The 25,705-nt window shown below is 67.7% G+C and carries 23 protein-coding genes and 1 pseudogene; 15 read left to right on the top strand and 9 right to left on the bottom strand.

Going from position 1 to position 25,705, the window contains the following annotated elements:
• The first annotated feature begins 64 nt into the window (after positions 1 to 64).
• Together FDK12_RS12435 and FDK12_RS12440 are read left to right on the top strand one after the other, a co-directional pair.
• Positions 65 to 1,663 (top strand): ABC-F family ATP-binding cassette domain-containing protein, encoded by a 1,599-nt coding sequence (locus FDK12_RS12435; RefSeq protein ID WP_104118693.1) that lies wholly within the window; start codon positions 65 to 67, stop codon positions 1,661 to 1,663.
• A gap of 105 nt (positions 1,664 to 1,768) precedes the next feature.
• A complete protein-coding gene (locus FDK12_RS12440) occupies positions 1,769 to 2,167 on the top strand; it encodes an MmcQ/YjbR family DNA-binding protein (RefSeq protein ID WP_137369865.1) in 399 nt (132 codons plus the stop codon).
• A 13-nt stretch (positions 2,168 to 2,180) separates the two neighbouring features.
• On the opposite strand, the gene FDK12_RS12445 is transcribed toward FDK12_RS12440, so the two are convergent.
• The 4 genes from FDK12_RS12445 to FDK12_RS12460 are packed head-to-tail and all read right to left on the bottom strand — an operon-like array spanning position 2,181 to position 3,985.
• Positions 2,181 to 3,008, bottom strand: a complete 828-nt coding sequence (locus FDK12_RS12445; RefSeq protein ID WP_137369866.1) for an SURF1 family protein — start codon at positions 3,006 to 3,008, stop codon at positions 2,181 to 2,183.
• A complete protein-coding gene (locus FDK12_RS12450; protein WP_223263263.1) occupies positions 3,009 to 3,308 on the bottom strand; it encodes a hypothetical protein in 300 nt (99 codons plus the stop codon).
• Positions 3,301 to 3,726, bottom strand: a complete 426-nt coding sequence (locus tag FDK12_RS12455; RefSeq protein WP_137369867.1) for a DUF3099 domain-containing protein — start codon at positions 3,724 to 3,726, stop codon at positions 3,301 to 3,303. The genes FDK12_RS12450 and FDK12_RS12455 overlap by 8 nt, the downstream gene beginning before the upstream one ends.
• Complete coding sequence (locus FDK12_RS12460) at positions 3,719 to 3,985, bottom strand: hypothetical protein (protein ID WP_137369868.1); 267 nt, start codon at positions 3,983 to 3,985, stop codon at positions 3,719 to 3,721. Before FDK12_RS12460 ends, FDK12_RS12455 begins: the two co-directional genes overlap by 8 nt.
• 39 nt (positions 3,986 to 4,024) lie before the next feature.
• Here FDK12_RS12460 and fabG point away from each other — a divergent pair, with 39 nt between their 5' ends.
• A complete protein-coding gene (fabG, locus tag FDK12_RS12465; protein WP_137369869.1) occupies positions 4,025 to 4,762 on the top strand; it encodes a 3-oxoacyl-ACP reductase FabG in 738 nt (245 codons plus the stop codon).
• A 62-nt stretch (positions 4,763 to 4,824) separates the two neighbouring features.
• Positions 4,825 to 5,574: an SDR family oxidoreductase gene (locus FDK12_RS12470; RefSeq protein WP_137369870.1), complete on the top strand. Its 750-nt coding sequence runs from the start codon at positions 4,825 to 4,827 to the stop codon at positions 5,572 to 5,574.
• A gap of 168 nt (positions 5,575 to 5,742) precedes the next feature.
• Here FDK12_RS12470 and serB read toward each other — a convergent pair whose 3' ends face one another.
• Positions 5,743 to 6,624, bottom strand: coding sequence for a phosphoserine phosphatase SerB (gene serB, locus FDK12_RS12475; RefSeq protein ID WP_137369871.1), 882 nt, complete (start codon positions 6,622 to 6,624; stop codon positions 5,743 to 5,745).
• Between the two features lie 262 nt (positions 6,625 to 6,886).
• Here serB and FDK12_RS12480 point away from each other — a divergent pair, with 262 nt between their 5' ends.
• The 4 genes from FDK12_RS12480 (at position 6,887) to FDK12_RS12495 (ending at position 10,149) form a co-directional block, all read left to right on the top strand.
• On the top strand, positions 6,887 to 7,672 hold the full coding sequence (locus FDK12_RS12480) for an ABC transporter ATP-binding protein (protein WP_137369872.1): 786 nt from the start codon (positions 6,887 to 6,889) through the stop codon (positions 7,670 to 7,672).
• 43 nt (positions 7,673 to 7,715) lie between these two features.
• Positions 7,716 to 8,567 (top strand): TrmH family RNA methyltransferase, encoded by an 852-nt coding sequence (locus FDK12_RS12485; protein WP_104118701.1) that lies wholly within the window; start codon positions 7,716 to 7,718, stop codon positions 8,565 to 8,567.
• A gap of 78 nt (positions 8,568 to 8,645) precedes the next feature.
• Positions 8,646 to 8,903, top strand: a complete 258-nt coding sequence (locus FDK12_RS12490; RefSeq protein WP_104118702.1) for a type B 50S ribosomal protein L31 — start codon at positions 8,646 to 8,648, stop codon at positions 8,901 to 8,903.
• A 169-nt stretch (positions 8,904 to 9,072) separates the two neighbouring features.
• Positions 9,073 to 10,149, top strand: coding sequence for a biotin/lipoate A/B protein ligase family protein (locus FDK12_RS12495; protein WP_137369873.1), 1,077 nt, complete (start codon positions 9,073 to 9,075; stop codon positions 10,147 to 10,149).
• Here the strand turns inward: FDK12_RS12495 and pepN are convergent.
• The gene (gene pepN, locus FDK12_RS12500; protein ID WP_137369874.1) at positions 10,134 to 12,743 is read right to left on the bottom strand and encodes an aminopeptidase N; all 2,610 of its coding nucleotides are present in this window, start codon (positions 12,741 to 12,743) and stop codon (positions 10,134 to 10,136) included. The two genes, FDK12_RS12495 and pepN, sit on opposite strands and share 16 nt — an antisense overlap.
• A gap of 109 nt (positions 12,744 to 12,852) precedes the next feature.
• Between pepN and FDK12_RS12505 the strand changes: the two genes are divergently transcribed.
• The 3 genes from FDK12_RS12505 to FDK12_RS12515 all read left to right on the top strand — a co-directional run bounded on the left by FDK12_RS12505 (position 12,853) and on the right by FDK12_RS12515 (position 16,283).
• The gene (locus FDK12_RS12505; RefSeq protein ID WP_137369875.1) at positions 12,853 to 14,421 is read left to right on the top strand and encodes a circularly permuted type 2 ATP-grasp protein; all 1,569 of its coding nucleotides are present in this window, start codon (positions 12,853 to 12,855) and stop codon (positions 14,419 to 14,421) included.
• 87 nt (positions 14,422 to 14,508) lie between these two features.
• Positions 14,509 to 15,435 (top strand): alpha-E domain-containing protein, encoded by a 927-nt coding sequence (locus FDK12_RS12510; RefSeq protein ID WP_104118706.1) that lies wholly within the window; start codon positions 14,509 to 14,511, stop codon positions 15,433 to 15,435.
• Positions 15,432 to 16,283 carry a transglutaminase N-terminal domain-containing protein gene (locus FDK12_RS12515; protein ID WP_137369876.1) on the top strand — a complete coding sequence of 284 codons (852 nt, stop codon included), beginning with the start codon at positions 15,432 to 15,434 and terminating at the stop codon, positions 16,281 to 16,283. Before FDK12_RS12510 ends, FDK12_RS12515 begins: the two co-directional genes overlap by 4 nt.
• Before the next feature lie 96 nt (positions 16,284 to 16,379).
• On the opposite strand, the pseudogene glgC reads toward FDK12_RS12515, so the two are convergent.
• Positions 16,380 to 17,645, bottom strand: a pseudogene (gene glgC / locus FDK12_RS12520) (glucose-1-phosphate adenylyltransferase); the annotation flags it as partial.
• 129 nt (positions 17,646 to 17,774) lie between these two features.
• Here glgC and glgA point away from each other — a divergent pair.
• Positions 17,775 to 18,968 (top strand): glycogen synthase, encoded by a 1,194-nt coding sequence (gene glgA / locus FDK12_RS12525; protein ID WP_137369878.1) that lies wholly within the window; start codon positions 17,775 to 17,777, stop codon positions 18,966 to 18,968.
• A 27-nt stretch (positions 18,969 to 18,995) separates the two neighbouring features.
• Here the strand turns inward: glgA and FDK12_RS12530 are convergent, their stop codons facing one another.
• Together FDK12_RS12530 and FDK12_RS12535 are read right to left on the bottom strand one after the other, a co-directional pair.
• Positions 18,996 to 21,125 carry an acyl-CoA dehydrogenase gene (locus FDK12_RS12530; RefSeq protein WP_137369879.1) on the bottom strand — a complete coding sequence of 710 codons (2,130 nt, stop codon included), beginning with the start codon at positions 21,123 to 21,125 and terminating at the stop codon, positions 18,996 to 18,998.
• Positions 21,122 to 21,889, bottom strand: coding sequence for a TetR/AcrR family transcriptional regulator (locus FDK12_RS12535; protein ID WP_137369880.1), 768 nt, complete (start codon positions 21,887 to 21,889; stop codon positions 21,122 to 21,124). The genes FDK12_RS12530 and FDK12_RS12535 overlap by 4 nt, the downstream gene beginning before the upstream one ends.
• Positions 21,890 to 21,952: 63 nt before the next feature.
• On the opposite strand from FDK12_RS12535, the gene FDK12_RS12540 reads away from it, so the two are divergent.
• Genes FDK12_RS12540 through FDK12_RS12550 form a run of 3 tightly spaced genes read left to right on the top strand, consistent with a single transcriptional unit; the run spans position 21,953 to position 25,577 of the window.
• Positions 21,953 to 23,269, top strand: a complete 1,317-nt coding sequence (locus FDK12_RS12540) for an acetyl-CoA C-acetyltransferase (RefSeq protein WP_137369881.1) — start codon at positions 21,953 to 21,955, stop codon at positions 23,267 to 23,269.
• Positions 23,269 to 24,645 (top strand): 3-oxoacyl-ACP reductase, encoded by a 1,377-nt coding sequence (locus tag FDK12_RS12545; RefSeq protein WP_137369882.1) that lies wholly within the window; start codon positions 23,269 to 23,271, stop codon positions 24,643 to 24,645. Before FDK12_RS12540 ends, FDK12_RS12545 begins: the two co-directional genes overlap by 1 nt.
• Positions 24,642 to 25,577: a MaoC family dehydratase gene (locus FDK12_RS12550; RefSeq protein ID WP_223263265.1), complete on the top strand. Its 936-nt coding sequence runs from the start codon at positions 24,642 to 24,644 to the stop codon at positions 25,575 to 25,577. Before FDK12_RS12545 ends, FDK12_RS12550 begins: the two co-directional genes overlap by 4 nt.
• The last annotated feature ends 128 nt before the right edge of the window (positions 25,578 to 25,705 follow it).

The raw sequence follows: 25,705 nt of genomic DNA on the forward strand, positions 1-25,705 counted from the left end.
CAGGGGATCCCTTGTGGGATTCCTACAACAAACGCCGTCTCCGGCACCATTGAAAGGCCTCACCGTGATTAGCGTATCGAACCTGGAGCTGCGGGCCGGAGCCCGCCTGCTCATGGATGAGGTGTCCTTCCGCGTCGACAAGGGCGACAAGATCGGGCTGGTCGGGCGCAACGGCGCCGGGAAGACGACCCTCACGAAGGTGCTCGCCGGGGAATCACTGCCCGCCGGAGGTACCGTGACCCGCTCGGGCGAGATCGGATACCTGCCACAGGATCCCCGCACCCCGAACATGGAGCAGCTCGCTCGCGATCGGATCCTCTCCGCGCGCAACCTCGACGCCGTCGTCGGCGAACTACGCCAGGCCCACGAGGACATGGCGAGCGAGAAGACGTCGGTGCGCAACAAGGCGATGGCTCGCTACGACCGCATCGAATCCGCATTCCTCGCCGGCGGTGGCTATGCAGCCGAAGCCGAGGCGGCTTCCATCTCGTCCAACCTCGCCTTGCCCGAGCGCATCCTGAACCAGCCCCTGAAGACGCTGTCCGGCGGTCAGCGTCGGCGCGTCGAGCTCGCCCGGATCCTGTTCTCCGGCGCGGAGACCATGCTCCTCGACGAACCGACCAACCACCTCGACGCCGATTCCATCACCTGGCTGAGGGATTTCCTGAAGAACCACCAGGGCGGCCTGATCGTCATCAGTCACGACGTCGAGCTGCTCGAGGCCACCGTCAACAAAGTGTTCCAGCTGGACGCCAATCGGGCGACGATCGACATCTACAACATGGGGTGGAAGCGCTACCAGCTGCAGCGCGAGACCGATGAGCGCGCCCGCAAGCGCGAACGCGCGAATGCCGAGAAGAAGGCGCAGGTCCTCATGGACCAGGCCAACAAGATGCGGGCCAAGGCGTCGAAGGCCGTCGCCGCCCAGAACATGGCCAAGCGCGCCGAGCGGCTGCTGGGCGGACTCGACGCCGTGCGCGCCTCGGACCGGGTGGCAGCGCTCCGCTTCCCGGAGCCGTCCCCGTGTGGCAAGACCCCCATGACCGCGGAGGGTCTCAGCAAGTCCTACGGGTCGCTGGAGATCTTCACCGATGTCGACCTCGCGATCGACCGCGGCTCGAAGGTGGTCATCCTGGGACTCAACGGTGCGGGGAAGACCACCCTGTTGCGGATGCTCGCAGGTGTGGACAAGCCCGATACGGGGAAGGTCATCGCGGGCCACGGACTGAAGGTGGGGTACTACGCGCAGGAGCACGAGACGCTCGACACGCAGCGCACCGTGCTCGAGAACATGAAGTCCTCGGCCCCGGACATGCAGGACGCGGAGGTCCGCGGGATCCTTGGATCGTTCCTCTTCTCCGGGGACGATGTCGACAAGCCTGCCGGCGTACTGTCCGGCGGCGAGAAGACCCGACTGGCCCTCGCGACCATCGTCGCGTCGTCGGCTAACGTCCTCCTGCTCGACGAACCGACGAACAACCTGGACCCGGCAAGCCGCGCCGAGATCCTCGGTGCGCTCAAGAACTACAGCGGGGCGGTCGTCATGGTCAGCCATGACGAGGGCGCCGTCGATGCCCTCGATCCCGAACGGGTCGTGATGCTGCCCGACGGCGTGGAGGACCTGTGGAACCAGGACTACCTGGAACTCGTCACGCTGGCGTAGGACGATGCGACGCCCCGACGGGAGCAAGCAGCCCTGCGGTCGCACTGCACATGAGCGACGCGCGGGGCACAGCGGTCATGCTCCGGGCACGCTAGGGTGATGCCCGTGGACTCCGATCGGCTGCGAATCTCGTGCCTGTCCTTCACGGGCGCCGTCGAGGACTATCCGTTCGGTCCGGAGATCGCGGTCTTCCGGGTGCGGGCGCCACAACGGGCGGCGAAGCCGAATCCCGGGAAGATATTCGCGCTGGTCCGTCTCGACGTCCATCCGCCCGCGATCTCCCTCAAGTGTGACCCTGCACTCGCCGTCCAGCTGAGGGCGGCCAATCCCGAGATCACCGGCGCCTGGCACCTGAACAAGAAGCACTGGAGCTCGGTACGGCTGGACGGAGCGCTGTCACCCGGGACCGTGCTGGACATGATCGAGGATTCCTACGACCTCGTCGTCGCCTCGCTCACTGCTGAGCAGCGGGCTTCGCTCGGCTGGTCGGCAGGTGCTCCGTGAGAGTCTGCAGCTACTAGCGGATCCCCTGCGAATCGAGGATGGCGTCCTCTTCATCCTCCGAGGAGGGGCGGCGCCGCGCGCGAACGGGCTGCCGTAGATCGCTGCCGTCCTGCTCGGAGTCGCTCCTGCGTTGCTGGCGCGCGGCATAGCCCAGCCCCACGAACGCCAGGACCCCGAAGGCGAACCACTGCATCGAGTACGAGAGATGCGGACCCTCGTCGATCGACGGTTTCGGTGCAGCAACAGGCGTCTGCGCCGCTGCCGGCCGTTCAAGCGCCAGAAGGCCGTACGCAGCGTCCTGCACGGGGTAGTCCAGGGTGCCGGCCAGGGCCTGCAGGTCGATCGATGCTACCTGTCCCTCCGGAGCGCCGCGGTTGACGGCGGGTTCGCCGGGCTTCATCCTGGCGGTGACTTCGACCCGCCCGGCCGGCGGTGCGGGAATCTCGTCCGGACGGCCGGCCTCCACGTTTCCGATGGGGAGCCAGCCACGATCGATGATCACGGCGGTGCCGTCCTCGAGCTTCAGGGGAGTGAGAACCTCGTAGCCGGGCTGGCCATTGAGCGGCCGGTTGCGCACGATCACCTGGTTCTCGACGTCGTAGGTGCCCTCGAAGGTGATCGGCGTCCATTCGCGGGAAGCGTCGTAGCTGTCGAAACCGTTCTCGCCGGGCACGTACCGTTCCGGTGCGGCGTCGTAGTTCGCCTCGATGCGCTGGATGTCCTCCACGACCGCCTCACGACGATCCAGCTGCCAGCGTCCGAGACCTACGCATCCGGCGGCGATCACCATGACCATGGCAAGCCAGCCGAACCAGCGGGCGGAGAAGAGGAAGCGGTACACCTAGCGGGTCTCCATCGGTCGGTCGGACGCCAGCGGAAGGGTCTCCTTCCAGAGGCCACGGGCGCGGAGGTACTCCTCGAACCACTCGACGTGGTCGGGACACGAGGCCCAGGCCTTCCTCCGCTCCGGGGTGTGGATGCGCGGGTTGTTCCACAACAACTGCCACTCGGCGTCGCTGCGACAGCCCTTGCGCGAGCACACGGGTGGCGCGTCGTGCGCCCGCTGCGGCCCGGCGAACAGTCCCAGACCCGCGGATGGAAACGCCCTCGCCGGCTCCCGGTTCGGTGCTCCGTCAGCCATGCGTGGACGGCCTGTCCTGACCGGCGGCGTGCGAGCCGTGCTGAACCGGCCCGGTGTCGTCGTCGATGATCTCGCCGCTGAGCACGTCGTCGCCGTCCCCGGGATCCGCATCGACGACCTTCGCCTCGATCTCGCGGACGGGCGCCCGGTCGATCAGCGCGTCGCTGTGTCGGATGTTGCTGGTGTCGCTGCCACCATTGGCGACGATCACGGCGAAGTACGGCAGGAACACCGCCCCGGCGATCATCACCCACTGCAGCCATACGTAGGGAACGACGAAGACCAGGACGAAGCAGACGAGACGGATGCTCATCGACACCGTGTACCGGATCATTCGTGTACGCATTTCCTCGCTGTGTGATTCACGAGCGTCGGAGATGCTGTGGACGTCTGTGTTGTGCTTCGTTTGTTTACTCATCACACTCCATGAAGACTCCCTCTATTGTCTCACTCAGGGTCCCGTTCCCGAAGTTGAGGGATGCGCCGCTAGGATCGTCGGGATAGTTTGACGAAAGAGCCGCCGAGCCGGTTCGACGGCGCCGAAGCCCTCGCCGGATCGCCTCCGTCGTCGGGATCGAACCGGACGTCGAACCGGACGTCGGACTGAACGTTGACTGGACGTCGAACTGGACGTCGAACTGGACGTCGAACTGGACATTGATCGGTATCTCGAACAACGCGGGCTCCTTGGAGCCCGCAGACAGAGGAGTTTCCCCTTGGCACCTGATGCAGACAGCACGACCACCGCGACTGGACGCAGTGTCCTCGTCACCGGTGGCAACCGAGGGATTGGCCTTGCCATCGCACAGGCATTCGTAGCGAACGGCGACAAGGTTGCCATCACTCATCGAAGTGGCGAGGTTCCCGAGGGGATGCTCGGCGTCAAGGCGGACGTGACGAGTCAGGAGCAGGTCGACGCGGCCTTCACCGAGGTCGAGGCCCAGCACGGACCGGTCGAGGTGCTCGTCGCGAATGCCGGCATCACACGGGACACGCTGCTGCTCCGGATGACGGAGAGCGACTTCACCGACGTCATCGACACGAACCTCACGGGCGCCTTCCGGGCGGTGAAGCGTGCATCGCGCGGCATGATCCGGATGCGTCGGGGGCGCGTGATCCTCATCTCGAGCGTCACCGGCCTTTACGGGGCACCAGGGCAGATCAACTACTCCGCATCGAAGGCGGGGCTCGTCGGCGTCGCGCGATCCCTGACCCGCGAACTGGGGTCCCGCGGCATCACGGCGAACGTCGTCGCTCCGGGATTCATCGACACCGACATGACGGCCGAGCTGCCCGAGGAGACGCGCAAGGGCTATCTCGCCACCATCCCCGCGGGACGCTTCGCTTCGCCGGACGAGGTAGCCGGCGTCGTGGCCTGGCTCGCCAGTGATGCAGCGGCCTACATCTCCGGCGCCGTCATCCCGGTAGACGGCGGCCTCGGCATGGGTCACTGACGCTCCTGCCGAGCCACCGCACCGATCCACCCCCTACCCCAGACTTCACCAGAAGGAGCACCATGGCCACTCTCGAGGGCACCACAGCTATCGTCACCGGTTCGTCGCGCGGCATCGGAGCCGACGTCGCGCAGCAGCTCGCTGCGCAGGGCGCCGCCGTCGTCGTCAACTACCGGCAGAAGGCCCCGCGCGCCAACAAGGTCGTCGCGGGCATCGAGGCAGCGGGCGGCAAGGCCGTCGCCGTGGGAGCGGACCTCACGACGCCGGAGGGACCGGCCGCGCTGGTCGATGCTGCCGTTACCTTCTTCGGCGGCCTCAACCTGCTGGTCCTCAATGCGTCCGGCGGCATGGAGACGGGAATGGGGGAGGACTACGCGCTGAAACTCAACCGCGATGCCCAGGTCGCGATGCTCACGGCCGCTGTCGAGGTCATGCCCGCCGGCTCGCGCGTCGTCTTCATCACGAGCCATCAGGCCCACTTCATCGAGAAGGTGGAGACGATGGACGCCTACGAGCCCGTGGCCCGCAGCAAGCGGGCCGGCGAGGACGCCCTGCGCGCCCTGATCCCGCAGCTCGACGAGAAGGGCATCTCCCTCGTCGTCGTGTCCGGCGACATGATCGAAGGAACGGTCACCGCGACCCTGCTCGACCGCGCGACTCCGGGCGCGATCGAGGCACGCCGCCAGGAGGCAGGGCGCCTGTATTCCGTCGCCGAGTTCGCCACCGAGATCGTCAGGATGGTCACCGCCGACGTCCCCACGGGTCACACCGAGTATGTGGGTGGCGCCGAGGACTTCCTCGCCAAGAGCTGACCCGGCGCCGCGGCGCGCCCCTGCCACCCCGGCCGGCACGGTCCAGGCGCCGGAGGGGTTCGCAGGGGCGTGGGTCCGGGCGTGCGCTCTCCCCCGGGGACCGCGCTCGTGCCGTTCGCAAGGCGGACTCCAGAAACCCTTGGTCCAGGAGTCCGCAGCCGTGCGGGCCTAGAGTCCGGCGAAGTGCCGCACGAGGTCGAGGTCCGGAAGGTCCACTGCGGCATCGGCTGCTGCACGTACGGCTGGCTTCGCGTTGAAGGCGACGCCGAGACCTGCCGCCCCGAGCATGTCGAGGTCGTTCGCGCCGTCGCCCACGGCGAGTGTCGCGGCGAGGGGCACGCCCGCCCGCTCCGCCTCGGCCCGCAGCATCCGCTCCTTCTCGCGGCGGTCGACGACGGCGCCCACGACCCGGCCGGTCAGCACCCCATCGACGATCTCCAGGTCATTGGCCTTCGCGAACGACAGCCGCAGGCGCGTGGCGAGTGGCTCGAGGACCTGCGTGAACCCTCCTGACACCACCCCGACACGGTGACCCGCGTCGAGGAAGGCGGCCACGAGCTCTTCCGCGCCATCGCTCAGCTCGATCCTTCCGATCACCTCGTCGATGACGGACGCAGGCAACCCCTCCAATGCTCGTACGCGGTGGTGCAGGGACTGGGCGAAGTCGAGCTCCCCGCGCATTGCCGCCTCCGTCACCGCCGCCACCTCCGACTCGCGCCCGGCGTGTGCCGCGAGCAGTTCGATGACCTCCTGCTTGACCAGCGTGGAGTCGACGTCCATGATCAGCAGCCGCGGACCCGCGCTGTAGAGAGCCTCCGGGACGAGGGCGGCACCGATGCCTGTCCTCGCGGTCCAGTCGATGAGGCCGGCACGCGTCGTCGCGGGATCGGTGAGCTCGACATCGAGCGTCAGGACGTCGTAGGTGCCCCCGCCGGTGAGCACCTCGGTCCTGACATCGCTCCCGAGGCGTCGAAGCATCGCTGACAGATCGTCGCGGTGTCCGTCGTCGAGGCGGCGCGCGTACGCAACCACCCTGGCGTTGTCGGGCATGTGTTCCTCTCCTGTCCGGGCGCTGTCGGCGCCCCTGATCGTGCTCGAGTTCCTGCTCGCGTGGTTCGTTCTTCGTGTCATCCGTACCGGTGCGCAGGTGCCGATCGCAGGACCCGATCGCCTTCCCTCGATGCGCCGGGACAAGCGCGTGAAGGAGCCACGCCGGAACGAGTGGCACAACCGGAGTGTGACCGGCGAGCACGACCGGGCCGGGGCCGTTGGTTTAGCCACGAAGCCGGTCCTTAGCCTAGTGTCTAGAACCATGAGTGACGTTCTGGAACTGGCGGGAGTGAGCCTCGTCAGGGGTGGCAAGACACTGCTCGACGACATCGACTGGCAGGTCAGCGAGGGCGAGCGCTGGGTGGTCATGGGTCCCAACGGAGCGGGCAAGACCACGCTGCTGCAACTTGCCGGCGCACGCCTGCACCCCACCCGCGGCGTGGTCGGCATCCTCGACGAGGTCATGGGCGCCGTCGACGTGTTCGAACTCCGCCCCCGCATCGGCCTCGCTTCGGCGGCCCTTGCCGCCCAGGTCCCGGACCACGAGACCGTCCTGAACGTCGTCGTCACCGCGTCCTACGGCGTCACGGGGCGTTGGCGCGAACAGTACGAGAGGCTCGACGAACGCCGCGCTTTCCGGCTCCTCGACGCGTGGGGTATGTCGCGCTTCATGAACCGGCCCTTCGGCTCGCTCAGCGAGGGTGAGCGCAAGCGCGTCCAGATCGCGCGGGCGCTCATGGCCGATCCGGAGCTGCTGCTCCTCGACGAGCCGGCGGCCGGCCTCGACCTTGCCGGCCGCGAGGACCTCGTGAAGCGGCTGACCGAACTCGCACGTGACGAGGACGCCCCTGCCATGGTGCTCGTCACGCACCATCTCGAGGAGGTCCCCCCGGGCTTCACGCACGCGCTGCTCCTCCGTGACGGGAAGGTGGTATCGGCCGGTCCGATCCGTGGCGTGCTGACGGAGGAGAACCTCAGCACCGCCTTCGACGTCGCGCTCAGGGTCACCGAGGAGGACGGCCGGTACAGCGCAGTCGCCAGGGCGTGACCACAGGCGCCGGCAGTGGTCCTTCCCCAGCGGACGGCACCCGATGACCGTCGTCGAACTCGATTCCGTCGACGATCCGCGGCTCGCCGACTACCGGAACCTCACGGACGTCCAGCTCCGCCTCGCGAAGGAGCCTGCAGAAGGCCTCTACATCGCTGAAAGCTCGAAGGTCCTGCGCCGGGCCGTCGATGCCGGCCATGCTCCGCGTTCGTTCCTGCTCGCGCCCAAGTGGTTGCCGGACCTCGGCGACGTCCTCGCCCGCTTCCCCTCCGTTCCGGCTTTCGTAGCACCCGAACCGACCCTCGAGGCGATCACCGGGTTCCACCTCCACCGGGGGGCCCTGGCCGCGATGCAGCGCCCCGAGCCGCTACCGCTGGCCGAGGTCCTGGCGTCCGCCCGCCGCGTGGCGGTGATCGAGGACATGGTGGACCACACGAACCTCGGCGCGGTCTTCCGGTCGGCGGCTGCTCTGGGAATCGACGCCGTCCTGGTGAGTCCCCGCAGTGCCGACCCGCTGTATCGGCGGGCGGTGCGCGTGAGCATGGGCAGCGTCTTCCAGGTGCCATGGGTGCGGCTGGTGTCGTGGCCGGACGACCTGGCGGCTGTGCGGCGGGCGGGCTTCACGCTGGCTGCACTCGCTCTCACACCCGGGGCCGTGCCCCTCGGCGATTTTCCGGCGCAGCAGCATGAACGCCTGGCCCTCCTGCTGGGAACCGAGGGTGACGGACTCAGCGAAGGCGCCCTCGCCGCAGCCGATGTCGCTCTCACCATCCCCATGCACGGCGGGGTCGATTCGCTGAATGTCGCCGCGGCGGCCGCCGTCGCCTTCTGGGAGTGCCGGTACGACGGCGACGCGGCACCCTCCGCTTTAGCCTCACAGCCCCTCCTGCGCTAGTATTGACAGCTGGCGCTGTCGCCAACCTTTCAATTTCCCGTGCCTGGCAAAATCCAGGCAACCAGAGAAGGTAGTCCCGTGAAGTCTGATATCCACCCCAAGTACCAGTCGGTCGTATTCCGCGACCTGGCCTCCGACAAGGCGTTCCTGACCAAGTCGACGGTCGGTTCGTCCAAGACCATCGAGTGGGAAGACGGCAACACCTACCCCCTCATCGAGGTCGAGATCTCCTCGGAGTCGCACCCGTTCTACACCGGCAAGCAGCGCATCATGGACTCCGCCGGCCGGGTCGAGCGCTTCAACGCCCGCTTCAAGGGCTTCGGCGCGAAGAAGTAGTCAGCTCTGCAGGAGCATCGGAGATGAGGGCCTGCCTGCCTCATGTCCTCGAGGGAAAGCCACGTCATCACGGCGTGGCTTTCTCCGCTTAAGACGACCAGTCACGGGCAGTCACAACCAGTACCGACACCGCGCCCCCGAAAGGGCCGGAGCACCCAGGAGACCATTCATGGCAGCAGTATCGGATCCAGGCCGCCTGCACGGGGAGTTCAAGACCCCGGGCGGCAAGCTCACCGCCGTGGACCTCTCGCTCCGTGAGGGGCGCCTCGCCGACGTCTCGGTGAACGGGGACTTCTTCCTCGAACCGGACGAGGCACTGCTCGATATCAACGCGGCCCTCGAGGGCCTGCCGGCGGATACCGCGCCCGGCGAACTCGCGGCAGCCGTCAGGGCGGGCCTCGATGACGACGCCGTCCTGTTCGGTTTCTCGCCGGAAGCCATCGCAACGGCGGTGCGTCGTGCCCTGGGACGGGCCACGAGCTTCGCGGACCACCAGTGGGAGATCATCCCGCCGACCCCGCTGTCCACAGCGATGCATGTCGCGATGGACGAGGTCCTCACCCACGAGGTCGGTTCGGGTGTGCGGAACCCCACTGTGCGGTTCTGGGAATGGCAGGCGCCCTCCGTGGTGATCGGCAGCTTCCAGTCGGTGCGCAACGAGGTGGATCCTGGCGGTGCGGAGCGGCACGGGGTGACCGTTGTTCGCCGGATCAGCGGGGGAGGTGCGATGTTCATGGAGCATGGCAACGCGATCACCTACTCCATCTACGTGCCGCAGTCCCTCGTCGACGGCATGAGTTTCGCCGACTCCTACCCGTTCCTCGACGCCTGGGTGATGGAGGCTCTGGAGAAGCTGGGCATCAAGGCCTGGTACCAGCCTCTCAACGACATCGCGACGGAGCTCGGAAAGATCGGTGGAGCGGCACAGAAACGGCTGGCCAACGGTGGCATGCTGCATCACGTCACGATGAGCTACGACATCGACGCGGACAAGATGCTCGAGGTGCTGCGGATCGGCAAGGAGAAGATGTCGGACAAGGGAACCAGGAGCGCGAAGAAGCGCGTCGACCCGCTGCGTCGTCAGACAGGGAGGACGCGCGAGGAGATTATCGACGTTCTGATGACCACCTTCCGCGAGCGCTATGGTGCCGTGGAGGCAACGCTGTCCGAGGATGAGCTGCGCCACGCCGAGAAGCTCGTCGAGCAGAAGTTCGGCACGGATGCGTGGCTCTACCGCGTGCCCTGAGCCTGGGCCCGGAGGGAGCGCACCAGCTGGTCCCTCTCCTCGATGACGATCCTCCGGAGCGCGGCGGGCGCCGTCGTATGCGCCGCGAGCCAGTCGTCGGTCCTCACGACGACCGGATGCTCCTCCGGTAGGCCGTCGAGGTCCTGGTGCCCCGGATACAGGCCGCGGACGATCCTGCTCGCCATCTCGATGCCGCGCGTGTCCCAGACCTTGCGTAGCGCCTCGAAGTACGGTTCCTCGTAGGCTGCGAGCAACTCGCGCGGACCGAGCGTGAAACCCTCGATCGCCGCACTCAGCAGTTCGTTCGACAGCCGGTCGCCGTGCACGGCTTCGTTCCAGGTCGCCTCCTTGATGCGGGCATCCGGGATGGCTGCGGAAGCGAGGGTGAAGCCCACCCTTCCCGATGCCGTCGCATCCGCGGCCCGCTCCGCCTCCAGCTCCCCGGGACGCACGCGCTGCTGGGCCGCGAGACCCTGCAGGAACAGCCACCGCAGCTCGGCGTCGAGGGGCAGCCCGGCGACGGCCTCGTCACCGCTCAGCACCGCCCGGACGACGTCGGCCGCTCGCGGAGCGGTGCGCGCCATGGCTCCGAGAGCACGCGCCCATGCGAGCTGCAGATCGGAGCCTGCCTCTGCGGAGCGCAGGCTGTCCCACAGGGAAGCGCTGACGCGCTCGCGCAGCGCAGGGCGACGGTCCGCCGGGGCGAATCTCTCGACGGCGGTGCGGACATTGGCCAGCAGGACCTGCAGGACGCCCACCCCGGTTTCCGCCGGGGCGGCGAGCAGGACGGCGTCGAGGTATGAGCCCACCGGCAGGCGCGCGTCCCTCGTGCTCGACCAGAGCGCTGTCAGGCAGGTGGCGCGGGCCAGGGGATCCTGCAGCCGGTGGATCGACGTCAGCAGGGTGGCGAGCGACCGCTCGTCGAAGGAGAGTTTGGCGTAGGTGAGGTCGTCGTCGTTGATCAGGAGGAGATCCGGCTGGGCCACTCCCACCAGGGCTGGGACCTCGGTCCGCCCTCCTTCGACGACGACGGCCTCCGCTCCTGTCCGGACCAGCCGGTCCTCGTCGTCGAAGGAGTAGAGCCCGAGCCGGACCCGGTGCGGGCGTGGTTCGTCGAGGCCGCTGACGGGATCGACGGCGTCCTGCAGGACAGCGACGCCGGTGAACAGTCCCTCGGCCACCGTGACCTGGGCGGAGAGGGACGGAACGCCGGACGTCTGCAGCCACGAGCGTGACCAGCCGTCGAGATCCTGACCGGTCGCACCTGTCAGCACGTCGAGCAGGTCTGCGAGGGTGGTGTTGCCGTACTCGTGCTTTCTGAAGTACTGCCGTGCGGCCGCGATGAAGGCATCGCGGCCCACGAACGCCACGAGCTGCTTCAGGACCGAAGCGCCCTTCGCATACGTTATGCCGTCGAAGTTCTGCTTCGCCGCCTCGAGATCGGGCACGTCCGCGACGATCGGGTGCGTCGTCGGAAGCTGGTCCTGCACGTACGCCCAAGATTTACGGCGATTCGCGAAGCTGACCCAGGAGGTGCTCCACCGCGTCGCCTCCGCTACCGCCAGCGCTCCCATGTAATCGGCGAAGGATTCCTTGAGCCACAGATCATCCCACCAGGACATCGTCACGAGGTCCCCGAACCACATGTGCGCCATCTCGTGCATGATCGTGTTCGCCCGAGCCTCCCGCTGGGCCTCGGTGGCTGCGGAGTGGAACACGTAGTTCTCGGTGAAGGTCACAAGACCCGGATTCTCCATGGCCCCGAGGTTGTACTCCGGCACGAACGCCTGGTCGTACTTGCCGAACGGATAGGGGTAGTCGAACAGGTCGTGGAAGAAGTCGAGGCCGCGCTTGGTCGTGTCGAAGATCTCCGGGGCGTCGAAGGACGAGACCAGGGAGCGGCGACAGAACAGCGCAAGGGGCACCTCGAGCCCTTCGCCCGCGGTTCCGGGACGGCCGGTCCAGGAGTCGTCCTCCCGGTGGTACGGCCCCGCGAGCACGGTGGTGATGTAGGTCGAGATGCGTCGTGTCGGCTCGAAGGTCCACAGGGTCGCCGGGGCCCGGGGGCCGTCGACAGGCTCCGTCCGCGCGAGCGCACCGTTGGAGGCGACCGACCAGCCCTGTGGCGCGATCACCGCGAAGGAGAAGGTCGCCTTGAGGTCCGGCTGCTCGAAGGTGGCGAAGACGCGTCGAGCATCCGCCGGCTCGTACTGCGTGTACAGGTAGGTCTCCCCGTCCACGGGGTCGACGAAGCGATGCAGGCCTTCTCCGCTCGAGCTGTAGCGGGCTCGGCCGATCACGGTCACAGTATTGCGCGCGGCGAGGTCGTCGAGCAGGATGCGGGCGCCCTCGCGAACGGCCGTCGGTTCGAGCACGAGTCCGTTGAGTTCCACCGCGGTGACCTCGCCGATGAAGTCGAGGAAGGTGGACGAACCCGGTTCCCGACACGAGAACACCACCGTGGTGGTACTCCGGTAGGTGCCCTCCGCGGGATTCCGTGCGTCCGAGAGGTCGAGTTCCACGGAGTAGCTGTCGGTCGCCAGGAGCGCTGAACGGGCAGCCGCCTCGTCGCGGCGCAGGTTCTCGTTGTCCATCCGGCCATTCAACCACGCACCCTGCGCGCTGTGTTTCGGGCAGGTTAACGGCGTGCGTACCGGTGTGTGCCTGTGTGTACGAACGCGTGATCCATGGCACTGTTGTCCCATGTCCGAGCTCTTCGCTGACTATGCAGCAGCCGCCCGCAAGACTCCCGCGTTCGACGAGATGTTCGATGTGGGACACCTGCCGCGCACGGAATACGGCCAGGTCGCGGCCGCTCTCGACGAGCTCAACCTGGCGGACGTGACGGCGCGCGCGGACTCCATGGCGCGCACCTTTCTCGACCGCGGGGTCACTTTCGACTTCGCGGGGGAGGAGCGTCCTTTCCCGCTCGACATCGTGCCGCGCGTCATCGCGGGCAGCGACTGGGACGTGCTCGAGCGGGGAGTGGCCCAGCGGGTCAAGGCGCTCGAAGCGTTCCTCGACGACGTCTACGACAAGATGGCGGTGGTGTCCGACGGCGTCATCCCGCGACGGCTGATCACGTCCAGCGCCCACTTCCACCGTGAGGTGTCGGGCTTCGCCCCAGCAGGGGGTGTGCGCGTCCACATCTCCGGGATCGACGTCGTCCGTGACCAGCAGGGCGTCTTCCGCGTGCTCGAGGACAACGTACGCGTCCCGAGCGGCGTCAGCTACGTGCTCGAGAATCGGCGTGCCATGGCGAAAGGCCTCCCGGAGGCCTTCGGCCAGCAGCACATCCGGCCCGTCGAGGAGTACCCCCGTCGGCTCCTGGCCGCGCTGCGGAAGACCGCGCCCCCAGGGGTCGAGGACCCCACCGTGGTCGTCCTGACCCCTGGAGTCTTCAACTCCGCCTACTTCGAGCACACACTCCTCGCCGGTCTCATGGGCGTCGAGCTCGTCGAGGGCCGTGACCTGATCTGCCGCGGCAACCGGGTCTATATGCGGACGACGGCAGGAGAGCAGCGCGTCGACGTCATCTACAAGCGCATCGACGACGAGTTCCTGGATCCCCTGCAGTTCCGTGCCGATTCGGTGCTCGGATGCCCCGGTATCGTCAACGCCGCGCGTGCCGGTCTGGTGACGATCGCGAATGCGGTCGGCAACGGTGTCGCGGACGACAAGCTCGTCTACACCTATGTCCCGGACCTCATCCGCTACTACCTCGGCGAGGACCCGATCATCGCCAATGTCGACACCTACCGGCTCGAGGACGCGCCGGCACGTGAGGAGGTGCTCGACCGTCTCGACGAACTCGTCGTCAAACCGGTCGACGGCTCGGGAGGCAAGGGCCTCGTGATCGGCCCGGACGCCTCGAAGGCCGAACTCGAGGTGCTTCGCGCGAAGGTCCTCGAGGATCCGCGAGGATGGATCGCCCAACCGGTCCTGCAACTCTCCACCGTGCCCACGATGTCCGGCGGGCAGTTCAGCCCCCGCCACGTGGACCTGCGGCCCTTCGCGGTGAACGACGGGGACGAGGTCTGGGTGCTGCCCGGCGGGTTGACTCGGGTGGCCATGAAGGAGGGTTCGTTGATCGTGAACTCCAGCCAGGGCGGTGGATCGAAGGACACCTGGGTCGTCGACGGCGAGGTGCGAGGACCGATGGTCGCCGATACGCCGCAGGAGCGATCCGTCGTCACCGTGCGTGAGCGTACGAGTGTCTGGCCGATCGAGACGAACTGGCAGGACAAGCAGTCGGAGCAGCAACAGCAATGATGCCCGTCGGCTCCCCGCCCGGAGCGGGTGCACCTTCGTCCGCCATACCCGCCATACCCGCCACGACCGCCACGGAAGGCAGGCCCCATGCTCAGCCGCATCGCTGAATCACTCTTCTGGATCGGCCGCTACGTCGAGCGCGCCGACGGCACTGCGCGCATCCTCGATGTCCACCTGGAACGCCTCAACCAGATGCCGCTGGCACAGCAGCGGGAGACGTCGAAGCAGCTCCTGGGCGTGATGGGGAGCCGGCCGGAGTCGGACGACATCGACCTCTCGGACCTATTGCAGGCCCTCGCCTACGACAGGTCGAGCGCGACCTCGATCGCCGGAGCCCTCGGTGCGGCCCGCGAGAACGCCCGGCGTGCCCGTGAGACGGTATCCAGCAGTGTGTGGGAGAGCCTGAACACCACCTGGTACGGCCTGACCCAGCACCGCAAGGACGTCGTCGGCACCTACCGCTTCTGCCACTGGGTCGTCGAGCGTACCGCCATGGTGCGCGGGCTCTCGGACACCACCATGAGCCACGATGAGTCGTGGCAGTTCCTCGTCCTCGGGCGCAGCCTCGAACGCGCCGACATGACGGCCCGAATGCTCACGACGCACGACGTGCACGCAGCTGGCCTGTCCTGGGTCAACATGCTCCGGTGTGCCGGAGCCTACGAATCGTTCCTGCGCACGCGACGGGCGTCCTTCGGCGACCAGCAGGCCGCGGAGTTCCTGCTGCTCGACCGTCTGTTCCCGCGTTCCATCGTGTACGCGCTCAGCGACGCGGAGAAGTGCCTCACGCAGCTCAACCCCGCGTACCAGCGGGTCGGCTTCATCAACGACGCGAGCCGCATCGTCGGGCAAGCCAGGACGTTCCTGGAATTCCACCAGACGCAGGACCTCATGTCCGAACTGCCCGAGCACATGGAACGTGTCCAGAAAGCCTGTGCCCGGGCCTCGGACGCCGTGTCCCGCACATACTTTTCCCAGGCCGACGAGCTGTCCTGGGTCGGAGAGGTCTCATGACACGCCTACGGATCGAACACCGCACCGGCTACGACTACCTCCGTCGCGTCTCGCTGTCCTACAACGAGGCCCGCATGACACCGCTGACGGATCCGCACCAGGTGGTCCTCGAGTCGACGCTCAAGGTGAACCCGTCGAGCGCCGCCATCTCCACCTACCGGGACTACTGGGGAACGCGCGTGACGTCCTTCGACGTCCACGTGCCGCACGAGCACCTCGAGCTCACAGCAATTTCCACCGTTGAGGTCAGCCGCACGGAGCGCGTCCCGGGGGAGGACGACATCCTGTCCTGGCAGGACCTCGCGTCGGACTCGCTGACGAGCGAGTTCTCGGACTGGCTGAGCCAGACGGCGCTCAGTGAACCGGGGGAGGAGGTCCGCGCGCTCGTGGCCGATCTCGCGCAGGAGCGCAATCCCCACGAGGCCGCGCGGGCCGTTTTCGGCTGGCTGCGCACGGAGATGGATTACGTCCAGGGCGCCACCGGTGTCCAGACCAATGCGCAGGACGCCTGGACCGAGCGGAAGGGAGTATGCCAGGACCTTGCGCACGTCGCGATAGGAGCCCTCCGCAGTCTGGGCATCCCTGCCCGGTACATCTCCGGGTACCTGCATCCGCGGCGCAGCGCCGGCATCGGTGAGACGGTTGCCGGGCAGTCCCACGCGTGGGTGGAATGGTACGACGGCGAGTGGCGGGGCTGGGATCCCACCAACAGCGGCCCGGTGAGCGACTTCCACGTCTCCGTCGCACGTGGCCGTGACTACCGGGACGTCTCGCCGCTGAAGGGAATCCTGTCCGGTGGCGGAGGGTCGACGCTCAACGTGACGGTGGCGATCACACGGGTCGCCTAGCTCCTCGCCGCAGGAACTGATCCGCGTACATCGACCGCACGCCGAAGAGGCCCCCGGGCGCTGCCGGGGGCCTCTTCGGTGCACTTTCGCCGCGAGCTACACGGCTGGATCAGGACGAAGAGCGACGACCTGACCCTTGCTGACGATCGTCAGCCCCGAGTCCGTGACCGCGAAACCACGGCTGCGGTCCAGTTCGAAGTCGACGCCGATCTGCGCACCCGGCGGGATCCGGACGTTCTTGTCGATGATCGCCCTGCGCACCACCGCGCCGGCTCCGACGTTGACCTTGTCCAGGAGCACGGAGCCCGTCACCTCGGCGGACTCGTCGATGAAGACGTCCGTTGCCAGGATGGAGGACTGCACGGCACCGCCGGAGACGACGACGCCAGCCGAGACGATCGAGTCGTGTGCCTCGCCGGGCCGGCCCGACGCGCTGCGGACGAACTTGGCCGGCGGTGAGACGCTCTGCCGCGTGTAGATGGGCCACTGGAGGTTGTACAGGTTGAACAGCGGCAACGGAGAGATGAGATCCATGTTGGCGTCGTAGTACGAATCCATGGTGCCGACGTCGCGCCAGTACTGGCGGTCACGGTCGGTGGCGCCCGGGATGTCGTTCATGGTGAAGTCGTAGACCGCGGCGTCGTTGCGCTCGACGAAGTAGGGGATGATGTCGCCGCCCATGTCGTGCTTCGTATCCAGGCGTGCGGCGTCGTCCTCCAGCGCCTTCACGAGCGCTTCGGTGGTGAAGACGTAGTTGCCCATGGAGGCGAGAAAGCTGTTGGGATCGTCGGGGAGGCCCGGAGTGGTCTTCGGCTTCTCCACGAAGGCTGCGATGCGCCCGGGATCATGCTGGTCCACCTCGATGACGCCGAACTGGTCCACGAGGTGCATCGGCTGCCGCACGGCTGCAACGCTCACGGACGCACCGCTCTTCACGTGGGCGTTGACCATCTGCTCGAAGTCCATGCGGTAGACATGGTCGGCGCCGATGACCACCACGATGTCCGGCTGGGCATCGTGGATGAGGTTCAGGGACTGGTAGATGGCGTTGGCACTGCCGAGGAACCAGCTCTTGCCCCGACGTTGCTGCGCGGGTACGGAGGCGATGTACTGCCGAAGCTGTGTCGACATGCGCCAGGTCTCCGAGATATGGCGGTCGAGGCTGTGTGACTTGTACTGCGTCAGCACCACGATCTGCAGGTATCCCGAATTGACGAGGTTGGAGAGGGCGAAGTCGATGAGCCGATAGCTCCCGGCGAACGGCACGGCCGGCTTGGCCCGGTCCGCGGTCAGTGGCATGAGGCGCTTGCCTTCGCCTCCTGCCAACACCACGGCGAGTACTTTCTTAGGTGCCATTGAGACCTCCCGCTCTTCTTTGAGTGTTCTGCAATCCCGACCGGTGGTTCGTCGAGCGTAGGTCCACACATCCCCGGAACCCTTCCGGTCCACTTCACACTAGAGGACTCCACCGCACTGCACTACGTTGAGATAGTGCGAGTAGACATTGTGACCAAGGAGTTCCCACCCGAGATCTATGGTGGCGCGGGGGTGCACGTCGCCGAACTGAGCAGGGTCCTGGCGCCGCAGGTGGACCTCCGGGTCCACGCATTCGGCGCTCCCCGGCCCGAGGACTACCACGGCGCCTCGGTGCTCTCCTACGGCGTTCCCGAGGGTCTGGGCGGCGCCAATGCGGCGGTGCAGACCCTCGGCACGGACCTCCAGATGCTCGGTGCCCTCGGCGGGGCCGACCTCGTGCATTCGCACACCTGGTACGCCAACATGGCAGGGCACCTCGCGTCCCTCCTCCACGGCGTCCCGCACGTGCTGAGCGCTCATAGCCTGGAGCCGCTGCGCCCCTGGAAGGCCGAACAGCTCGGCGGCGGGTATGCGCTGTCGTCGTGGGTGGAGAAGACGTCCTACGAGGCTGCCGCCGCAGTCATCGCCGTATCGGCGGGCATGCGGACTGACATCCTCCGTAGCTACCCCGACGTCGATCCGGGCAAGGTGCACGTGGTGCACAACGGAATCGACGTGGACCAGTGGGCGCGCGACGAGAACGACGACGCGCTTCGGGCCCACGGCATCGACCCCGACCGGCCGAGCGTGGTCTTCGTGGGCCGCAACACGCGGCAGAAGGGTGTTCCGTACCTGCTCCGCGCGGCCGCACACCTGCCGTCCGACGTACAGCTCGTCCTGTGCCTCGGTGCAGCCGACACGCCGGAACTCGCAGCCGAGACCGAGGTGCTGATCTCGGATCTGCGGGAGCGCCGGGGCTCGGTGGTGCTCATCGAGAGGATGCTGCCGCGGCGCGAGGTCGTCCAGATCCTCAGCCACGCGACCGTCTTCGCGTGCCCGTCCATCTACGAACCCCTCGGCATCGTCAATCTCGAGGCGATGGCCTGTGGTGCCGCCGTCGTCGCCTCGGCGACGGGAGGAATCCCCGAAGTCGTCGACGACGGCGTGACCGGCACCCTGGTGCCACTCGAGCAGGTCCAGGACGGGACGGGCACCCCTCTGGACCAGGAGAAGTTCGTGGCGGATTTCGCTGCCGCGCTGAACGCCCTCGTGGGAGATCCGGGCAAGGCCGCCGCCATGGGAGCAGCCGGGCGCGAGCGCGCCGAGAGGCACTTCGACTGGGGCTCCATCGCCGAGACCACGCTGGGCGTCTATCGCAGCGTCCTCTGACGCAGGCGACGGGCGGTCCGGCGAGGGCTAGCTCTTCCGGCGGGTCGTGGCCGTCTTCTTCGCCTTCTTCTCCTTCTTGTCCCTTGCCGCCCGGGCAAGGAGGGTTTTCTCGTCGATCGGCGCGTCACCGCTGGCACGACGTCGGCGCGTGTACTCGGCGGCTTCCGCCTGGCGCTGCTGCTCGGCTCCCGTCGCAACGGCGGATCGGAGGTGTTCCTGCCCGTATCCGAAGGCGTCGACGAGGTCGAGGGCGTGCGGTCGGATTTTGACGAGCAACCGGTTGATGTAGCCGTCCAGCGTCCGCGCCCGCTGTGCGGACAGGCGGCCGTTCATCAGGAACCAGGCGAGGTCCTTCTCGATGAGGCACAGGCCGAACAGGTCCCGGAGGCGCGTGAGGACTTCCCGCGTCCCGGGGTCGTCGACGTGCTTGAGCCCACGGGTGAACGCCTCCCACTGCAGCAGTTCGGCATGGGCGTGGGCCACCTCGATCAGTTCGTTCTGGTGCTCGTTGAAGAGCGCGGCGGCCTTTTCCTGGGACATGCCCTTGGCGCCGCGCAGGACGGCGGCCAGGGCGGCGACGCGTGACTGCACGCGGTCCGACAGCAACTCGTGCTGAGTTCCCTCGTCGCGGAGCGCCTTCGCCGACTTCTTCCCGGACCCGGAATCGGCGACCGTCTGGGCGACCCGCCGGAGACCGGAGCGGTGCAGGGTCCTTCCCGCCGCCTGCGACACGGCGTAGCGCGCCAGCACCCCGAAGTCGACGCCCTTGAACTCCTTGGCGTAGTCGGTGAGCAATCGCTTGGCGACGAGCTGCAGGAGGACGTTGTTGTCGCCCTCGAAGGTGACGTACACATCGAGGTCGGCGCGCAACGAGGCGAAGCGGTTCTCGATGAGGAAGCCCTGACCGCCCGTGGCCTCGCGGCACTCCTGCAGCGTGTCCAGGGCCAGCCAGGTGCTCAGCGGCTTGAGGGCGGCAGCGAGCGTCTCGAGGTCCTGGCGGTCCTCGTCGGTGTCGTGCTCGCCCGAGAAGACGTCGTCGAACTTCTCGAGGAGTTCCTCGTGGGCGAAGGATGCGGCGTAGGTCGCGGCGAGCCGCGGCAGGAGTCGGCGCTGGTGCCGCTGGTAGTCCAGCAGCACCTCTTCCTTGAGGTCGGACGACGCGTTGAACTGGCGGCGCTGCGTGGAGTAGGTGATGGCAGCGGCGAGCGCGAGTTTGCTCGCGGCGACGGCAGCGCCGTCGAGGGACACCCGGCCCTGGACCAGGGTGCCGAGCATCGTGAAGAAGCGGCGACCGGGAGAGGCGATGGGCGAGCTGTAGGTGCCGTCCTCGGCCACATCGCCGTAGCGGTTGAGCAGGTGGGTGCGGGGGACCCTCACGTCGGTGAAGTGCAGGCGCCCGTTGTCGATTCCGTTGAGGCCGCCCTTGATGCCGTCGTCCTCGCCGCCGACACCGCGCTTGAACGTCCCGTCGTCGTTGCGCAGTTCCACGTAGATGCCGTGGACGCCGTGGTTCACGCCCTTGGTGATGAGCTGCGCGAACACGACGGCTGCCCTGCCGTCGATGGCTCCATTGCCGATGTAGTCTTTCCACGCTGCGCGGAAGGGCGTGTTGATGACCAGCTCGTCCGTGGCGGGGTCGAAGGTCGCGGTCGTGGCGATGCTGGCCACGTCGCTGCCATGGCCCGTCTCCGTCATCGCGAAGCAGCCGGGAATCTCCATGGTCATGATGCCGGGAAGCCAGGCCTCGTGGTGCTTCTCGGTGCCCAGGTGCATGACCGCCGAGCCGAAGAGTCCCCACTGCACTCCTGCCTTGATCTGGAGCGACGGGTCGGCCACCACGAGCTCCTCGAAGCCCGCGACGTTGCCGCCGTGGTCGTCGTCCCCGCCGAAAGCCTTGGGGAAGGCCCGGTGGACGGCCTTCTGCTCGACGAGGTAGTGCAGCTGGTCGAAGCACCGACGGCGGTGGTCGTGGTGCGTCAGTCCCTCGATCTTGTGCACTTCCGGGCGTCCGGCGAGTTCGCGGGCGGTGCGGCGGACGTGTGCCCACTTGCCCAGGAGCAGCTCGCCGAGCTCCGCCGTGTCCACGGCGGCCCGCTCATCGTCCCGGATGTCGACCGTCGCGGGGATCTGCTGGGGCGTCGAGATGGTCTGCGTCATGGCGTGACCTTTCCTGGTCGTCGAGCGGCTTCGGGGGAGAGTGAGGCGCTGGGCGGAGCGAGCGATTCGTACCGGCTGATGCCGTCGAAGAGCCAGGCCGTGATATGCCGTGCCATGTGTTCCTCGCTCGGCTTGTCCGGCCCCTCGGGCGAGGAGAGCCAGTGCTCACCGGCGGCGCGCACCATGCCGATAGCCGCCGCGGGCCAGTACTCGGGTGCGGCGTCGTCCGGTCCGGCGGGCCGGTCCGGGGAGAGGAGGTAGGCCCTCATCGGCCGCGAGATCATGGCGGTGATCGCGGCGAGGAAGTGCGCGAGCGTGTCCTGCCCGCCGTCGTCGCCCGGGTTCGTCTCGGTGACGCCGACCCGAGTCACGAAGGCGTAGACGTTCGGGGAGGTCTGGGCCATCTGCAGGTAGGCCAGCACCATCGAGTACAGCCCTTCGCGGGGCGTCGACGCAGCCTTGGCGGCGTCGAGCACCTTCTGCTGCATCTGCCCGATGACCACCTCGGCCACGGCCCGCTGCAGGCCGGTCTTGTCACCGAAGTAGCGGTAGTAGACGGATTTCGAGGTGTCCGCGGCTGCAGCGATGTCCTCCATCGATGCTCCTGGGCCGAGCGCACTCACTGCGCGCCTTGCTGCCTTGATGAGTTGCCGTCGACGCTCCGACCGGTGCTGCTCCCATCGGCTCGACCGTCCGTCCTGTGCGGGCGCCGGACCATCGGTCGCCTTCGGGGAGGCGCTCTTCAGGGTGGCGGCAAGCTTCATGATACCCAGCGTATCAGGTACGCTAGGTATCGGTAATCCACCCCTCGGACCAGGAGCTACTCCATGGCAGATCAGGCCGGCGCGTCCAACGCGGCCCCGTCACCCCGCACGGCAGTCGTCATCGGCGGCAACCGCATCCCCTTCGCCCGCGCCGGCGGCGCGTACGCCTACTCCTCCAACAAGGACATGCTGATCGCAGCGCTCGACGGCCTCGTCGCACGCTTCGGCCTTCAGGGCGAGCGCATCGGCGAGGTCGCTGCCGGCGCCGTCCTCAAGCACTCGCGTGACTTCAACCTGACACGCGAAGCGGTCCTCGGATCCGCCCTGTCCGCTGCGACTCCCGCCTACGACCTGCAGCAGGCCTGCGCGACAGGCCTCGAGACCGTGGTGGGACTGTCGAACAAGATCAGGCTCGGGCAGATCGAGTCCGGTATCGCGGGCGGTGTCGATTCCGCCTCGGATGCGCCGATAGCCGTCAGCGAAGGGCTCCGGCGGGTGTTGCTGGATCTCTCGCGGGCCAGGACCACGCAGCAGAAGATCAAGGCGCTCGGGAAGCTTCGCCCGAAGGACCTCGCACCGAATGCGCCGACCACGGGCGAGCCCCGCACAGGTCTGTCCATGGGCGAGCACCAGGCCCTCACGACGGCGGCGTGGAAGATCAGCCGCGAGGCCCAGGACGAGCTCGCCTACCTGAGCCACCGGAACCTCGCTGCGGCGTACGAGCGAGGCTTCTTCTCCGACCTCATGACGCCCTACCGGGGCCTGACCAGGGATGCCAACCTCCGCGCGGACACCTCGCTGGAGAAGCTGGCGACGCTGAAACCCGTCTTCGGGAAATCCCTCGACACGCCGGCAACGATGACCGCCGGTAACTCGACACCTCTCACCGACGGCGCCGCCGTCGTCCTGCTCGGCAGCGAGGAGTACGCGACCGCCAACAACCTGCCCATGCTCGCGAACATCGTCGATGCGGAAGCCTCGGCGGTCGATTTCGTCTACGGTGAGGAGGGCCTGCTGATGGCGGCCGTGCACGGCATGCCCCGCCTGCTGGCGCGCAACGGCCTGACGTTCGACGATTTCGACTTCTTCGAGATCCACGAGGCGTTCGCCGGGACAGTCCTCAGCGCGCTCGCGGCATGGGAAGACGAGGACTACTGCAAGCGCGTCCTCGGGCTCGACGGCGCACTCGGCAGCATCGACCGCTCCAAGCTCAACGTCAACGGATCGTCCCTGGCTGCAGGCCACCCCTTCGCGGCCACCGGCGGCCGTATCGTCGCCTCTCTCGCCAAGACACTCTCCGAGAAGGGCGGCCGAGGACTCATCTCCATCTGCGCCGCCGGCGGGCAGGGCGTCATCGCGATCCTCGAAGCGAGGAAGTAATGGCCGACAGCTACCTGAACCTGGTCAACACGCCGCTGCCCGCCAGGATCGCGAAGGCTCTCGGCCTTCCACGGCCGTCGGTGCTGCGCCGCTACACGCCGAGCGAAGCACTCGCGGTGAACCCGGTCGTCGTCGCGGGTTCGGGCCCGGGTGCGGATGCGCTCGCCGACGTCCTGCTCGGCTGGGACGTCGAGGTGCGGCGCCACGTCCTGCCGGGGGAGAAGCTGAGCGCTGCCGTCGTCGTGCTCGATGCCGCCGCTTCTCCCGCCGACCTCGCAGCCCCCATGCTCGAACTCGGCCAGGCGGTGAGACTCCTGGTGCCCGGAGGCCGCGTGATCGGCGTCCTCCGGTCGCCGGCCGACACGACCGATCCTGCCGAGGCCGCCGCGCGCCAGGGCGTCGACGGCGCCATCCGGTCGGTGGCCCACGAACTACGGGGTGGAGCCACCGCCAACGGAATCATTCTGCGCGGCAGCACCACGACGACGGATCCCACAGCCCTCGGAGCGCTCAGGTTCTTCCTGTCGGGAAAGAGTGCCTACGTCGATGGGCAGTTCATCGAGGTGTCGTCCGCTCCCGTTGAGAGCATCAGCGAACTCGCCGCGTCCACCGCAGCGACCGGAGAGGGCGTCGCCGATCAGCCACTCGCCGGCAGGACCGCCGTGGTGACGGGAGCGGCACGCGGTATCGGTGCGAAGATCGCCGAGGTCCTGGCACGGGACGGCGCCCGCGTGGTCGTCGTCGACGTGCCGGCAGCCGGCGAGCAGCTCGCCCAGGTCGCCAACCGCGTGGGCGGAACGGCCCTCCAGGTGGACATCACCACGGCTGATGCCGCGACGCGCATCCTCGATCACGTGAGGCAGCGGTACGGCACGCTGGACATCGTGGTGCACAACGCAGGGATCACGAGGGACAAACTGCTCGCCAACATGGACGCGTCCCGGTGGGACTCGGTCATGGCGGTCAATATCGCCTCCCAGTTGAGGATGAACGAGCACTTCCTCGCCTCGCCCGTCTTCTCGGGCACCGGGCGCATCATCAGCCTCGCATCGACGAGCGGCATCGCAGGCAACCGCGGCCAGAGCAACTACGCAGCGTCGAAGGCAGGCGTCATCGGCATGGTCCGCGCGCAGGCCGCCGCGTTCGACGGCGGCGGACGCACCATCAACGCCGTCGCCCCCGGATTCATCGAGACGGACATGACGGAGAAGATCCCGCCCCTCACACGCCAGGTGGCACGACGACTGAGCAGCCTCCAGCAGGGCGGCCTTCCGGTCGATGTCGCCGAGACGATAGCGTTCCTCGCATCGGACTCGGCGGCAGGTATCAACGGGCAGGTTTTGCGCGTGTGCGGGCAGAACCTGGTAGGCGCGTGAACGGGACGGCCGCCGACGACGTGACCCTGCCGGAAGCGCCGGAGCTCCCGACGCTCTATCGCTCGGCGCTGACACTCGCCGTGCAGCGCAGGGCGGGGCGCGGCGACGTCCCGACGCGGCTTCCTGCTGCTCGGCACCGTGTCGACCGTGTCGCAGTCGACCTCGGCGCCCTCACCCGCTTCCAGCAGCTGCTCGGCTCGCCGGTTCGCGATCAGCTGCCGTCGGCCTACATCCACACCATCGCCTTCCCTGTGGCGATGAGCGTCCTCGCCCGGAAGGACTTCCCGCTGCCGTTGCTGGGTATGGTGCACCTCAGCAACGAGGTACACCAGGCCAGGCAGGTCGGTTTCCACGAGAAGCTCGACGTCGCCGCCTTCGCCGAGAACCTGCGGGCCCATCCGGCCGGTATGCAGGCGGACCTCGTGACGCAGGTCGACATAGACGGCGAGCGGGTCTGGACAGGCCGCTCCGTCTACCTGGCCCGTGGCGTCCGCATCGGGCCGGCCATGAGGGAGCGGCACGACGAGGACCGACCGCCATTCGTGGCGCCCGCGCCGACGGGCGTCTGGCGGCTCGACAGGGGCGTCGGCCGACGGTACGCGGCGGTGTCGGGGGACTGGAATCCCATCCATCTCAGCGGACCGACGGCGAAGGCACTCGGGATGAGAGGCGCCATCGCGCACGGCATGTACCTGGCCGCACGGATGGTGGACCAGGCCGTGCCTGCTCCATCAGGTGCCCTGCAGTGGCGCATGGATTTCGCGGCACCCGTCCTGTTGCCCGGCACCGTGACGACGTCGTTCACCCGGGTGGCAAGCGGTATCGACAGTGGCGTCGACAGTGGTGCCGACAGTGGTGCCCGGGTCGACGTCGTCGGCTGGTCCGCGAAGCGGAAGCGGCCGCACTTCACCGGATCGGTCCGCGCGGGATAGTTGCATGGCTTCGATGCCCTGTCCAGAGACACGCAGATTCTCACAGGAGATTCAGTCGAACTCCCGCATCGCTCTGGGCAGGGCGTTCTTCGGCGGGGCAGACTCCTCTCACCAGCCCACGAAGGCTG

The organism is Arthrobacter sp. NamB2 (assembly GCF_005281365.1).
GTDB lineage: Bacteria > Actinomycetota > Actinomycetes > Actinomycetales > Micrococcaceae > Arthrobacter_D.